The sequence below is a fragment of the Pseudomonas sp. ANT_J28 genome (assembly GCF_008370005.1).
GTDB lineage: Bacteria > Pseudomonadota > Gammaproteobacteria > Pseudomonadales > Pseudomonadaceae > Aquipseudomonas > Aquipseudomonas frigoris.
Genome location: NZ_VOBM01000001.1, coordinates 74,113 through 87,954 on the forward strand (window position 1 = coordinate 74,113; position 13,842 = coordinate 87,954).

The 13,842-nt window shown below is 60.1% G+C and carries 12 protein-coding genes; 1 reads left to right on the forward strand and 11 read right to left on the reverse strand.

The annotated features are described in order from the left end of the window. Positions 1-2 precede the first annotated feature (2 nt). The 8 genes from FQ187_RS00310 to arnB are packed head-to-tail and all read right to left on the reverse strand — an operon-like array spanning position 3 to position 8,800. A complete protein-coding gene (locus FQ187_RS00310; RefSeq protein WP_149627960.1) occupies positions 3-1,382 on the reverse strand; it encodes a UDP-glucose/GDP-mannose dehydrogenase family protein in 1,380 nt (459 codons plus the stop codon). Beyond that, entirely contained in the window at positions 1,379-1,780 is a 402-nt protein-coding gene (arnF, locus tag FQ187_RS00315) for a 4-amino-4-deoxy-L-arabinose-phosphoundecaprenol flippase subunit ArnF (protein WP_149627961.1), read from the reverse strand. Before arnF ends, FQ187_RS00310 begins: the two co-directional genes overlap by 4 nt. Beyond that, the gene (arnE, locus tag FQ187_RS00320; RefSeq protein WP_149627962.1) at positions 1,777-2,121 is read right to left on the reverse strand and encodes a 4-amino-4-deoxy-L-arabinose-phosphoundecaprenol flippase subunit ArnE; all 345 of its coding nucleotides are present in this window, start codon (positions 2,119-2,121) and stop codon (positions 1,777-1,779) included. Before arnE ends, arnF begins: the two co-directional genes overlap by 4 nt. Further along, positions 2,118-3,767 (reverse strand): lipid IV(A) 4-amino-4-deoxy-L-arabinosyltransferase, encoded by a 1,650-nt coding sequence (arnT, locus tag FQ187_RS00325; RefSeq protein ID WP_149627963.1) that lies wholly within the window; start codon positions 3,765-3,767, stop codon positions 2,118-2,120. Before arnT ends, arnE begins: the two co-directional genes overlap by 4 nt. Next, entirely contained in the window at positions 3,764-4,648 is an 885-nt protein-coding gene (gene arnD / locus FQ187_RS00330; RefSeq protein ID WP_149627964.1) for a 4-deoxy-4-formamido-L-arabinose-phosphoundecaprenol deformylase, read from the reverse strand. Before arnD ends, arnT begins: the two co-directional genes overlap by 4 nt. After that, on the reverse strand, positions 4,648-6,639 hold the full coding sequence (gene arnA / locus FQ187_RS00335; protein ID WP_149627965.1) for a bifunctional UDP-4-amino-4-deoxy-L-arabinose formyltransferase/UDP-glucuronic acid oxidase ArnA: 1,992 nt from the start codon (positions 6,637-6,639) through the stop codon (positions 4,648-4,650). Before arnA ends, arnD begins: the two co-directional genes overlap by 1 nt. After that, positions 6,636-7,655: an undecaprenyl-phosphate 4-deoxy-4-formamido-L-arabinose transferase gene (gene arnC / locus FQ187_RS00340; RefSeq protein ID WP_149627966.1), complete on the reverse strand. Its 1,020-nt coding sequence runs from the start codon at positions 7,653-7,655 to the stop codon at positions 6,636-6,638. The genes arnA and arnC overlap by 4 nt, the downstream gene beginning before the upstream one ends. Next, on the reverse strand, positions 7,652-8,800 hold the full coding sequence (gene arnB / locus FQ187_RS00345; protein WP_149627967.1) for a UDP-4-amino-4-deoxy-L-arabinose aminotransferase: 1,149 nt from the start codon (positions 8,798-8,800) through the stop codon (positions 7,652-7,654). The genes arnC and arnB overlap by 4 nt, the downstream gene beginning before the upstream one ends. A gap of 388 nt (positions 8,801-9,188) precedes the next feature. On the opposite strand from arnB, the gene xerC reads away from it, so the two are divergent. Then, on the forward strand, positions 9,189-10,127 hold the full coding sequence (gene xerC / locus FQ187_RS00350) for a tyrosine recombinase XerC (protein ID WP_371925485.1): 939 nt from the start codon (positions 9,189-9,191) through the stop codon (positions 10,125-10,127). A gap of 10 nt (positions 10,128-10,137) precedes the next feature. Here xerC and FQ187_RS00355 read toward each other — a convergent pair whose 3' ends face one another. From FQ187_RS00355 to FQ187_RS00365, 3 genes are read right to left on the reverse strand one after another with little or no spacing between them, the layout of a single operon-like run. Further along, on the reverse strand, positions 10,138-11,208 hold the full coding sequence (locus tag FQ187_RS00355; protein ID WP_149627968.1) for an ABC transporter ATP-binding protein: 1,071 nt from the start codon (positions 11,206-11,208) through the stop codon (positions 10,138-10,140). Beyond that, a complete protein-coding gene (locus FQ187_RS00360) occupies positions 11,205-12,803 on the reverse strand; it encodes an iron ABC transporter permease (protein ID WP_149627969.1) in 1,599 nt (532 codons plus the stop codon). Before FQ187_RS00360 ends, FQ187_RS00355 begins: the two co-directional genes overlap by 4 nt. Positions 12,804-12,806: 3 nt before the next feature. Then, positions 12,807-13,820 (reverse strand): iron ABC transporter substrate-binding protein, encoded by a 1,014-nt coding sequence (locus FQ187_RS00365; protein WP_149627970.1) that lies wholly within the window; start codon positions 13,818-13,820, stop codon positions 12,807-12,809. Between the last annotated feature and the right edge of the window lie 22 nt (positions 13,821-13,842).

The window sequence follows — 13,842 nt, forward strand, 5'->3', positions numbered from 1 at the left end:
AATCAAGCGATGCCCGAAGCAGCGGGCCACTGCTGATGCGGAATCGGCAGATTGCGCGATTCACCGCGGCCCATCGGGAAGTACTTGAAACCAGCGCGGGCCAGGCGATCGGCGTCGTAGAGGTTGCGTCCGTCGAAGATCACCGGTGCGTTGAGCCGCTGTTGGATCAGGTTGAAATCCGGGGCCTTGAACTGCTGCCATTCGGTGCAGATGATCAACGCGTCAGCCCCGGACAATACCGATTCCGGTGTGCCCATGAGCATCAACTTGGGTTCATCGGGATACAGTTGCTGGGTTTCCTGCATGGCTTCCGGGTCGAACGCGCGGACGTTAGCCCCCGCGGCCCACAGCGATTCCAGCAGCACTCGACTCGGTGCATCGCGCATGTCATCGGTGTTCGGTTTGAACGCCAGTCCCCACACGGCAAAGGTCTTGCCGCGCAAATCGCCCTTGTAGAACGCGTTGATGCGCTCGAACAGTTTGTGCTTCTGACGCTCGTTGATCGCTTCTACCGCTTTCAGCAAATCGTTGGAGCAATGCGCCTCTTCGGCGCTGTGGATCAGCGCACGCATGTCCTTGGGAAAGCACGAGCCGCCATAACCGCAACCGGGGTAGATGAAGTGGTAACCAATGCGCGAGTCGGCGCCGATGCCCAGGCGCACCGATTCGATGTCGGCGCCCAGGTGTTCGGCCAGTTCGGCGATCTGGTTGATGAAGCTGATCTTGGTCGCCAGCATGCAGTTGGCGGCGTACTTGGTCAGCTCGGCGCTGCGCAGGTCCATGAACATGACCCGGTCATGATTGCGGTTGAAGGGCGCGTAGAGGTCACGCATTACGTCACGCACCTCATCGCGTTCGCAGCCGATGATGATCCGGTCCGGGCGCCGACAATCGGCCACGGCCGAGCCTTCTTTCAAAAACTCCGGGTTGGAGACGATATCGAACTGCAGCAGCCGACCGACCTTGATCAGGCACTTGTCGATATGCGCGCGCAAGGTGTCACCCGTGCCCACCGGCACCGTGGATTTCTCCACCAGAATCACCGGTTGTTCACGATGACGCGCCACGGCATCTCCCACCGACAGCACATAACTCAGGTCCGCCGAACCATCTTCCCGGGACGGTGTGCCGACCGCGATAAACAACACTTGGCCATGCTGCACCGCGAGTTTTTCGTCGGTGGTGAACTGTAGGCGTTTGGCATCCAGGCTTTCGCGCACCAGGCTGGCCAGCCCCGGTTCGAAAATGCTCACGTGGCCTTGTTGCAACAGCTCGATTTTCTTCTCGTCAATGTCCATGCAGACCACGTCGTGGCCAACTTCTGCCAGGACGGCGGCTTGCACCAGACCAACGTAACCGCTACCAAATACACTGATTTTCATGGGGCACTCCTGAGTTCGCGCGTGCGAGCAGGCCGAGAGTTAATGGTAATGACACCGAGAATGACCAGGGCCACCCCGATGGTTTTTGAAAGGCTGAACGCTTCGTTGAACAGCGGCAGGCTGGCGGCCAGCAGGTACACCAGCGCGTAGCTGATACTCAGCAGCGAATAAGCCCGGCCCAGCGGTAAATCCCGCAGGGCGGCAAGCCAGCTGAGCATCGACAGGGCGTAAGCGAGAATGGCGACCAGCACCACGGCGACAGCGGACAGATCAATGCTGGTGGTGAACCAATGTTCGGGTGGCGGCAGGCGACTCATGCTCCAGCGCATGCCCAATTGCGCGGCACTGACCAGCAACACGCTGCCCAGCGCGAAGGTAATTCCGCGACGCAGGTTCATGTGTGTTGCCCCAACAGCACCACGCCACCGATCACCAGTGCCACACCCAACCAGTGGCGACGGTCGATGGTTTCGTGGAAAACGAAGCGGGCAACCAGGGTGATCAGTACGAAATTGAGGCTCAGCATGGGGTAGGCGATGCCGACTTCGAGGCGCTGCAACACCAGCAGCCACACCAGCAAGCCCAATCCCAGAGAGACGAGCGCCAGCCACAGCCACGGCGAACGCAGTTTCTCGGTCCAGCCCGACGCCTTGTCGCGCCAGCTTTCAACCGCGTATTTTTGGGCGATCTGGCCCAGGCAGGTCAGCAGGCAGGCGGCCAAGAGCAGTAACAGGCTCATGACGTCTCCTGAGGAAAAATCAGAATCACAATGTTGCCTTGTTCATAACGCTTGCCATCCTTGGGCAGCAGTTCGATTTCGCGCAGTTCGTCGTCACCCTTGATGCGCATGACCACGCCGACCGAACCTCTCTGGCGGGCGTCGCGCATCCACGCTTGAACCTGGTGCGGGTCGATTCGCTGCTGTGCGCCGTCAGGATAGGCAAGGCCATATTTCAATTCGCCTATTGTGTTGTACAACGCCACGTCCGGGCGTTTCAGACGCCAGGCCAACGCCCCGGCGGCGCCGAGGTCGTTGCTCAGCAACTGGTCGGTCTGGCCGAGTTCCTGGGCATGCTCGAGGATGAATTGGTCGGGCATCTTGTTGGCGACCACCGACTCGGGCATCCCGGCCGGCAATATCCCGATCAGCAACAGACTGCCGAACGCCGGGGCGGCCCAGCATTGCAATGGTCGGAAGGCTTGCAGCAGGCTGGCTATGATCCAGCCGGTCAAACCGATGAACACCAGCACCAGGTTGTGCAGCTCATGGTTGTAGAGTGGTTTTTTCAGTTGCAGGTAGACCAGGGCCACCAGGGTCGTCAGGCCCAGCAGCAGGTTCAGCAGACCATTGATGCCCAGTACCCGGCCTTGCTCCAGCTTCAAACGATCCGCCAGTGCATGGCCCAGCAGCAACGCCAGCGGCAGCAGGCACGGCAGGATGTAGCTGGGCAATTTGCCTTTGCTGAGGCTGAAAAAAATCAGCGGCATCAGCAGCCACAGCAGCAGGAAAGCGATATCGGCCTGGCGTCGTGTGTCCCACGCCTGTTTAAGCGCCGACGGCAGCAACGCCACCCACGGCAGACTGAACGCCACCAGCAACGGCAAATAGAACCACCACGGCGCGTCATGCTGGGCGTCATCGCCGGCGAAGCGGCGAATGTGTTCGTGCCAGAAGAAGAACCGCCAGTAATCGGGCTCCTGCGCGTGCACCGCCAAGACCCACGGCAAGCTGACGGCGATGGCCACGACAATCGCCAGCGGGCCGTAGATCAGCAGTTCACGCCAGCGTTTTTGCCAGATCATCCAGGGCAGGGCGATCAGCACCGGCAGCAGCCAGGCGAGGAAACCCTTGGTCATGAACCCCATGCCGCAGGCCAGACCCAACACCGCCCAACCGATCAGACGCTGGCCACGGCTGACGCTGTCCAGGGCAAACCACAAGGCAACCAGGCTCAAATTGACCCAGAACGTGAATTGCGGATCGAGGTTGGCGTAGCCCGCGGCGCCAGCGATGACGGTGAGACTCATGTACAGCAGCGCGCAGGCAAAACTCTTGCGTGGTTCGTTCCAGAGCCGGCGGGCGATCAGGTAGCACAGCAACACACTCAACCCGGTGCTCATCGCGGAAGCAAACCGCACGCCGAACAGGTTGTCGCCAAACAACGCTTGGCTGGCGGCGATCATCCAGTAACCGGCCACCGGCTTTTCGAAATAGCGCAGGCTCATGAAATGCGGCGACACCCAGTTACCGCTCAGGAGCATGTCCTGGCTGATCTGGGCGTAGCGGGTTTCGTCGGGAATCCATAAGCCATGGCTGCCCAGCGGCAGCAGGTACGCCAGAGCGAAGATGGCCAGCAACAACGGTAATGCCCAGCGCTTGCTCATACGCCTTGCACTCCCAACCAGCCTTCGCGTCCTTCGAGGGTGCCGCGCAGTACCCGGCCGACCGGCAAGGTTTCGGGGGCCTCGGGCAGCAGATCGCCCAAGGGTTGAAAATGGATGTCCCGCTGGCACGCATCGGCCAGCAGTTTGCGGAAATCGTTGGCCATCAGAATCCCTTCTACTTCGGCATGGATCGTGTAGACGTTGAGTTTTTCGGGGTTGAAGCGATCAAGAATGAAGGCGTTGAAGTCCTTGGCCGCCACGCTGGTGCCGACCACCTCATCGAACGTCGGCAGGTCCACCGGAATCTGCGGCGTACCGAGACCGCCACCGGCCAGGGCCGGCTGAAACAGGCTCTGGCCGCGACAGTCGCTGTTGTAGCGAAAGTTGAAACCTTGCTTGGCCTCGATCACGCGCTCGTCCGCCCGCCAACCTGCGGAGGCCGAACACCAGATGTGTTGCCCGAGGATGTCGCTGAGTTCATCCACGCCTTGACGAATCTGCTCCACCAGCTGCGCGTCGCTCCAACGCCCGGCATTGGTCTGCCAGCCATGATGATCCCAGGCGTGCAGGCCGACTTCATGCCCGGCTGCCGCGGTTTGACGCATCAAATGCCCCAGATCACGGCCGATCGGTTTGCCGGGCCACGCGGTGCCGGCCAGCAAGATGTCCCAGCCGTACAGGCCGGCCGCGTTGGAGCGGAGCATTTTCCAGAGAAATTGCGGCCGGATCAGGCGCCATAAATGACGCCCCATGTTGTCCGGCCCGACACTGAAGAAAAACGTCGCCTTGACCTGCGCTTCATCGAGGATTTCCAGCAGCCGCGGCACCCCCTCACGGGTGCCTCGGTAAGTGTCGACATCAATCCGCAGACCTGCCCGCATCAGCGCTTGTCCGCGATTTCGAGCATGGCCTCGCGCAAGAAGAAATCCAGCGTATTGCCGATGGTCTCGCTCATTTCAACCGTTGGGGTCCAGTCAAGCAGACGTTTGGCATTGGCGATGCTTGGTTTGCGGTGCGACACGTCCTGATAACCGGTGCCGTAGAACGCTTTGCTTTCGACATCGCGGAACCCGGCGAACGGCGGGAAGTTGTCGCGCAACGGGTGCGCTTCGAACTGACGCAACAGCTCTTCGCCTAACTGCCGGATGCTGGCTTCGTTGTCCGGGTTGCCGATGTTGATGATCTGGCCGTTGCAGGCGTCGTTCTCGTTGTCGATGATCCGCGCCAGCGCTTCCACGCCATCGGCAATGTCGGTGAAGCAGCGTTTTTGCTCACCGCCATCGAACAGACGAATCGGCGTGCCTTCCACCAGATTGAGGATCAGCTGGGTGATCGCGCGGGAACTGCCGATACGTGCCGAGTCCAGGCGGTCGAGGCGTGGGCCCATCCAGTTGAAGGGACGGAACAACGTGAAGTTCAGGCCTTTCTGGCCGTAGGCCCAGATCACCCGGTCGAGCAGTTGTTTGGAGATCGAGTAGATCCAGCGCTGCTTATTGATCGGACCGACGATGAGGTTGGAGGTGTCTTCGTCGAAGTTTTGGTCCTGGCACATGCCATAGACTTCCGAGGTCGACGGGAAGATCACGCGTTTGTTGTATTTGACGCAGTAGCGAACCAGTTTCAGGTTCTCTTCAAAGTCCAGCTCGAACACTCGCAGCGGGTTGCGGGTGTATTCGATCGGCGTGGCGATCGCCACCAGTGGCAGGATCACGTCGCACTTCTTGATGTGGTATTCGATCCACTCGGAGTGGATGCTGATGTCGCCTTCGACGAAGTGGAAGTTCAGGTGACTGCGCAGGCGTTCGATGGCGTCCGAGCCGATGTCCAGGCCATACACCTCGTATCGATCGTCGCGCAGCAGGCGCTCAGACAGGTGGTTACCGATGAAGCCGTTGACGCCGAGGATCAGCACACGGGTGCGACGCGGGGCGCGACCGGATTCGGCGCCACGCAGTACGGAACCGTCCACCAGACCCAGTTCGTTGGCCAGTTGTGGGCCGCTGAGGTACAGGCCGTTGTCGTTACGCTGGCCGGCGGTGATCACCAGGGAATCTTTGCCGCAGGCGATACGCAGTGGGTCGACACTGATGACGCGACCAGGCGCTTGACCTTCATTGCCCTGGGCGACTTCTGCGCTCCAGACAATCAGCTTGTGTTCGCCCACGGCGCAGAAGGCGCCCGGGTAAGGCTGGGTGACGGCGCGAACCAGATTGAACAGTTCTTCCGCCGGTTTGTTCCAGACCAGTTTGCCGTCGGCTGGCGTGCGACGGCCAAACACCGTGGCTTTGGATTCGTCCTGTGGGGTTTCGTTAACTTTGCCCTGAAGCAACGGCGGTAGCGTGTCACGTAGCAAGTCGCTAGCGGCCAGACGCAATTTTTCGTGCAGGCTCAGCGCCGTGTCGCTGCGCTCAATCGCCACCGTTTTCTGGGCGAGGATTGCGCCGGCATCGGCCCGTTTGACCATGCGGTGAAGGGTTACACCGGTTTCGGTTTCACCGTTGACCAGCACCCAGTTGGCCGGCGCACGACCACGGTAGCGCGGCAACAACGAACCGTGCAGGTTGAAGGCGCCTTTGCTGGCTGTGGCCAACAGTGGTTCGCTCAGCAGGTTGCGGTAGTAGAACGAGAACAGGTAATCCGGGTTGAGCTTGCTGATGCGCTCGATCCACAACGGGTGGTTGGCATCTTCCGGGGCGTGCACCGGAATGCCCTTGCGTGCGCACAGTTGCGCAACGGAGCCGTAGAACGCGTTTTCCTTGGGATCATCAGGATGAGTAAACACAGCGGCAATGTCATAACCGCAATTAAGCAGGGATTCGATGCCGGCACAGCCAATATCGTGATAGGCGAAGACAACAGCTTTTGCACTCATGAGTGAACCTGATCTGAAGAAATGGAGGTAAGACCGTCAACGGTGACAACGGGAGCAGGGGCAGCGGGTTGGTTACGCAGGACTTTTTCAATAAAGAACCGGGGGCGGGCGCGAACGTCGCCGTACATGCGACCCAGGTACTCGCCCAACAGGCCCATGCCGATGAATTGTCCGCCGGTGAAGACGAACAGCACGGCGAACAGCACGAACGTACCGCCGCCTGCCCATCCGGCGCCAAAGGCCAGGCGCAAGACGATTAGTGCGATGGCGAACAGCACGCCAAGCGCCGCCATGCCGAAGCCGACGATGCTTAGTAAGCGCAGGGGCGTGGTGGTCATGCAGGTGATCAGGTCGAACATCAGATTGACCAGCCGCATAGGGCTGTACTTGGATTCCCCGTGTTCGCGCTCGGCGTGATTCACGACGATTTCCGTGGTGTGCCGGGCGAAGCTATTGGCGAGGATCGGGATGAAGGTGCTGCGTTCACGGCAGGCGAGCATGGCGTCGACGATGGTTCGCCGGTACGCGCGCAGCATGCAGCCGTAGTCGGTCATGGCGACACCGGTGGAGCGCTGAACGGCGAGATTGATCAGCTTCGACGGCCAGCGGCGCAACGCCGAGTCCTGACGGTTGTTGCGCACGGTGGCGACCACGTCATAACCCAGCTCGGCCTGAGCCACTAGCCGCGGGATCTCTTCGGGAGGGTTTTGCAGGTCGGCGTCGAGGGTGATGACCACATCACCTTTGCACTGCTCGAAACCGGCCATGATTGCCGCGTGCTGGCCGTAGTTGCGGTTGAGAATGACCGCCACTATTGGGCTGCCTTTGAGCGATGCTGCCTGTTCCAATATTTGCGCCGATTCGTCCCGACTGCCGTCGTCGACCAGCACAATTTCGTATTTGTGGCTTAATTGCTGACACGCGGCTTCGGTGCGCCGTAGTAACTCGGGCAGGCTGTCTTGCTCGTTGTAGACCGGGATGACGATCGACACGCAATGGATCGGGTAAGGTTTCACAGGCTTGCGTCCAAAACGTTTTCAATGGCACCGACCACACGATCGACGTCATCGGTGGTCATGTCGGGGAATAACGGAATCGAGCACAGTCGTGCCGAATTCCATTCAGTGTTGGGTAGATAGATGTTGGGGAAGCGCTGGCGGTAGTAGGTGTGGAGGTGAGTGGCGATGAAGTGAATGCCGGTACCGATGTTCTGCGCTTGCAGGGCCTTCATGAACGCTTCACGGTCCAGCCCGCAGCGCTCGGTGTCGATACGCAGGATGAACAGGTGCCAGGCGTGCTGCTGCGCATAGGCTGGAAGGGCCAGGGGTTGCACCGGCAAACCTTCCAGTCGCTGCAAATAAGTACCGGCCAGCTCCGTGCGTTTGGCGTTGATTTCGTCCAGTCGATTCAGCTGCACCAAGGCGATGGCGGCATTGATGTCGGCCAGGTTGTACTTGAAGCCGGGCTCCATGACCTGAGCCTGAGGTTTGCGGCCGTGCGTCATGCGGTCATAGGCATCGACGCCAAGGCCGTGAAACTTGAGCATGCGCACACGACTGGCCAGGGCTTCATCGTCGCTGACGAACATGGCGCCCTCGGCGCAGGTCATGTTCTTGATCGCGTGGAAGGAGAAGATTGCCGTGCCTTTCGCGCCGACATGACGACCTTTGTAGAAGGTGCCTGCGGCGTGAGCGGCATCTTCGATGACGGGGATGCCGTGTTTGTCGGCCAGCGCATAAAGCGGATCGAGATCGAACGCAGCACCGGCGTAATGCACCGGAATGATGGCTTTGGTGCGCGGCGTGATCGCTGCTTCGATGCTGGCCAGGTCACTCATCAGCGTGTCGCGATCAACGTCGACGAACACCGGTGTCGCGCCCAACAGGCAGATCATGTTGGCGGTGGACACCCAAGTCTGCGACGGCGTAATGACTTCATCGCCCGGACCAATGCCCAATGCCAGTAACGTGATGTGCATCCCGCCGGTGGCCGAGGACAGTGCCACGGCATGACGACATCCCACGTAGTTGGCGAATTGCTCTTCCAGTTCCTGGTTTTTCGGCCCGGTAGTGATCCAGCCGGAGCGCAATACTTGCTCTACGGCGGCAATTTCTTCATCGCCGATACTGGGGCGGGAGAAGGGGAGAAAAGCCTGACTCATGGACACCTCGGGCTGAAGAGTGAATAGCCTGTGAGGCTAAAAAAAATTTGGATCCATTGCAAGCTTAGACGCTAAAACAAAAGCTGCATCAATAAGTTACTCGAAATACCTGACGATTTAGATAGGTTGACATTTTCTGCCATGGTCGGCAGGTTGGTCCCTCGCAAAGAGACAGGCCGGATCCATTGAGGTTATTCCCGATTTTGTGAAAGGAACATGAAAAACCGGTCGGCGAATCGTTTATCTGGATGTCATACAGCCACTGTTCAGACTTCTCCCGCTCATCGAGTTTTCTAGTAGAAAGTCCTACAGAAGTGTCCCGCTTTACATGAAGGATGTTTCAATCCTTAGTTGTTTAATGAACTGTTTCCACTGAAGGCCGTTTCGTTTGATCGACTTACCCGCTACCGACTCAACCCCCTCAAAGACCAATCCGTTGACCCTGTATCTGGCGCGTCTGGCGCCCTCCAGCCAACTGACCATGCGTTATGTGTTGCAGGACGCCGCTGACCGGTTGGGCTTCGAAGACATGAACGTCGAGGAGATTCCCTGGCACAACCTGCAACCCGAAGATGTCATTGCACTGGTGGCCACCTTGCGCACCGACGGCTACGCGCCGAACACCTCTTCGCTGTACGTCAACGCGGTGCGCGGGGTGATGAACGAGGCGTGGCGCATGAGCCTGATCAGTCAGGAGCACTTGCTGAAAATGCGTTCGGTGAAGGGGATTGCCGGCACGCGATTGTCCCAGGGGCGAAACCTCAGGCGCACGCTGATCCAGGAATTGATGGCGGTCTGCGCCGCCGATCCACGGCCACAAGGGTTGAGGGATGCGGCGATCATCGGGATTTTGTATGGCTCGGGCATGCGTAAATCGGAATCGGTCAACCTGGACCTGAACCAGGTCGATTTCACCGAACGCAGCCTTCGTGTGACCGCCAAGGGCAACAAGCAATTGATCAAGTACGCACCGGCCTGGGCGTTCGCCAAACTCAATGACTGGCTGGAACTGCGGCGCTCGCTACTGAAGGAGGGTGAAACGGACGATTCGTTCCTGTTCAACCGCATCCGCCGCGGCAGTCACATCACCCGCGAGCGCATCACCAAACATGCGATTTATTACATCGCCCGACAGCGGGGCGCGCAGGTCGGGGTGAAAATCATGCCGCATGATTTTCGACGTTCGTTCATTACCCGAGTGATTGAGGAATATGACTTGTCGATCGCCCAGAAACTCGCCCATCACAGCAACATCCAGACCACGGCCAACTACGATGTGCGCGATGACAACGAGCGGCGTAGGGCCGTGGACCGGTTCGATCTTTGATGGACAGGGTTCAAGATTCACTCAGTACGTGGGCATGGCCGATCGTCGAGACGTGAACCGCACTGCCGGCGGGTGGCGCATACAGGCCCGAACTGCGCACCATTAATGATCGACCAGGCTGTTGCCCGGAAGCCAAAGTTTCCAGTTCCACCGTCAACGTGCAGGTATTACCGCTGAAATCCCGCTCGGTCACAACGGCACGACACCCGGCAGCCTCGGTTGGGCTGGGCTGGATGCTGACGAGTTGCAGTTGTTCGGGGCGCAGCATGATCTGCGCTGATTTGTTGTTCCGGTGGTTGTTTACCGGTATCCGGCCGAGATCGCAATGGGCCCAACCGGCTTCGATTCTGGCGGGCATGACCACGGCATCCCCCAGAAACAGCGCGGTTTGTTCATCCTCGGGGTAGCGGTAAAGATCCAGCGGATGGCCTGACTGCACCAGCCGACCATCGCGCATCACCGCCAGCTGATCGGCAAACGACAACGCTTCACTCTGGTCATGGGTGACCAGGATGGTGGTCACGCCAGCGTCTGTCAGCAGCCGCGCGACCATTTTGCGCATGGCGCCCCGAAGTCCGGTGTCGAGGGCCGAAAACGGCTCATCCAGCAACATCAAGCGCGGCTGTTGCGCCAATGCCCGCGCCAGTGCGACGCGTTGTTGCTGGCCGCCGGAGAGCTCATGGGGCCAACGGTTGGCCATGTTTGCATCGAGCGCCACGCTGTCCATCAACTCTGCGACGCGCTCCTGTTTTGCACTGCCCTTGATCGAAAGCCCGAAACCGATGTTGGCGGCCACGGTCATGTGGGGGAACAGGGCGCCGTCCTGGGGAACATAGCCGATCAAACGCTGATGCGCCGGGACTTCGTGGGTGTCGTCGACGAGCGTTTGGCCATTGAGTGATAGTCGGCCTGCGTCCGGGAATTCGAAGCCGGCGATCATCCGCAACAACGTGGTTTTTCCTGAGCCGGACGGGCCGACGATGACCGTTCGGCTGCCCGTCGGCACCAACAGGTTGATGTCCTCCAGTGCTTGATGGGCGCCGTAGGACTTGGAAATGGAGTGGAGTTCAAGAGCGTTCATCGGCCAGCCGTTCGTTTGGATTGGTGATAAAGAAGTCCGGTCAAGGGAAGCGACAGCAAAATCATCAGCAAGGCATAGGGCGCAGCCGCGGCGTAATCGATTTCGCTGGTCATGGCCCAGAATCCGGTGGCCAGGGTGCGTGTGCCGTTGGGGGCGAGCAGCAGGGTGGCGGTCAACTCATTGGTGATCGCCAGAAACACCAGCGCGGCGCCAGCGGCAGCGCCGGGCGCGGCCAGGCGCAGGGTGATCAGCCACAATGCCCGGGCGGGCGAGCGGCCGAGGCTGCGAGCCATGTTTTCCAGCTCCACCGGCGCCTGTGCGATACCGGCGCGCAAACTCACCAGGGCGCGGGGCAAAAACATCAGCAGATACGCCAGCAACACCGTGACAGTCGTCTGGTAAATCGGCCGGGCGAAATGGATGGTGACGGTCACCAATGCCAAGGCAACGACGATTCCCGGCAACGAACTGGTGATGTAGTTGCAGCTTTCCAGTACACGTTGCAACCGGCCCGGAGAGCGAATTGACAGCCAGGCAATCGGGATGGCGGCGCAGGTGGTGAGGGCGGCACCCGCAACGCCGAGCAGCAGCGTCTGTTCCAGCGCCGGTAGAAGCTCGTCCATCTGCCAGACCTGCGTACCGCCGGCTATCAGCCAGTTACCTAAAGTCACCAATGGCACGCCCAGCGCCAGCGCGCAGGTCGCGACCTGCACCGTTAGCGCTAGGAGGGTTGTACCAGATTTCAGGCGCACCACCCGCTGTTCACGAGCGCTTCCCGAGCCGACCCGGGCGTAACGCGCCGTGCCGCGAGCGGCCGATTCTGCCGTCAGCATCACCAGGCAACACAGGGCGAGCACGCTGGCCAGCATGTGGGCGGCGGGGCCGTTGAAGGTGGATTTGAACTGATCGAAGATGGCCGTGGTAAAGGTGTCGAAGCGGATCATCGCGTACAAGCCATATTCGGCCAGCAGGTGCAGGCCCACCAGCAACGCGCCGCCGCAGATGGCCAGGCGCAGTTGCGGCAACACCACGCGGAAAAATATCGCCCAGGGTTTGAGGCCGAGCGATTCGGCAACGTCTTCGATGGCCGGATCGAGACGGCGCAGGGTCGCAGCAATCGGCAGGTACAGGAACGGGAAGTAGGCGATGACCGAGACCAGAACCCCGGCAAACAGCCCGTGAATCGGCGGGACCAGACTCACCCACGCATAGCTGTGAACGAAGGCCGGCACCGCCAGCGGCGCGGTGGCCAACAACGACCACCAGCGCCGACCCGGCAGGTTGGTGCGTTCTGTCAGCCAGGCCAGAGACAGGCCCAACGTGACGCACAACGGAATCGTGATCACTACCAGTAAAACGGTGTTGATCAATAATTCAGCGACCCGCGGCCGGAATACCAGCGGCACAAGGGTCGCCCAACCTGTCTGAAACGATACGCCGATGACGAAGGCAATCGGCAGCAGCGATAGCAGCGAAACCAGCACCGACAAACCGGTCACCCACGCGCCACCGCGCCCCGCGAAGAGGCCGCGGGATCGTCGTCGCAAATTCGCGGGTATCGCCTCGGCGACACCCGCTGGTAAGGTTTCAGGCATCAATTAGAGCAGTCCCGCCTGAGTCATCAACTCCACCGCTTTTTTACTGTCGAGTTTTGAGGCATCGACTGTCGGCGCGTCGAGTTGCTGCAAAGGCACCAGTTTTGGGTTGGATTCAGCGTTCTTGCCCACCGCGTATTCGAACGATTTGCCGGTTTTGAGGATGGCCTGGCCATCTTTGCCGGTAATCCATTTGAGGAACGCCTGGGCTTGTTCCTTGTGTTTGCTGGACGCCAGCACGCCGCCGCCGGAGACGCTGAGAAACGCGCCCGGGTCCTTGTGCTTGAAGTAGTGCAGGGCGGTGTTCTTGCTGTTTTCGCCGGTCTTGGCCCGGTCGCCGAAGCTGTAATAGTGGTAGATCACGCCGCTGTCGACCTGCCCGGCGTTGACCGCTTTCAGTACCGCACTGTTGCCGCGATAGATCGTGGCATTGGCCTTCAACCCTTTGAGCCATTCCAGCGTAGCGGCTTCACCCTTGAGTTCCAGCACGGCGGCGACGATAGCCTGGAAGTCGGCACCGGCCGGTGAAACGCCCCAGCGACCTTTCCAGCTCGGGCCAGCGAGGTCCATCAGCGACTTGGGCAGTTCGGCTTCGGGCAGTTTGCTCGGGTTATAGACAAACACCGTGGAGCGCGCGGCGATCCCCACCCATTTGCCATGGGCCGGGCGGTAAGCATTGCCGACCTGTTCCAGGGTGGCCGGCGCAACCGGCGCAAAAAGCCCCGCATTGTCGACCAGCACCATGGCCGGGGAGTTTTCGGTCAGGAACACGTCGGCCGGGGAGGCAGCGCCTTCCTGTACGATCTGATTGCCCATCTCGGTGTCGTCGCCATTGCGCACGGTGACCTTGATGCCGGTTTCCTTGGTAAAACCCTCGATCCAGGATTTGGTCAGGCTTTCGTGCTGGGCGTTGTAGACCACGATGCCATCGGCATCTGCGGCATACACGTGACCGGCGCTCAGCAGCGCGGTGGCCAGTAATGCTTTTTTCAGGAAAGAAGGGATACGGGCATTCATTCTGTGGGCAGCTCCTGTTCTT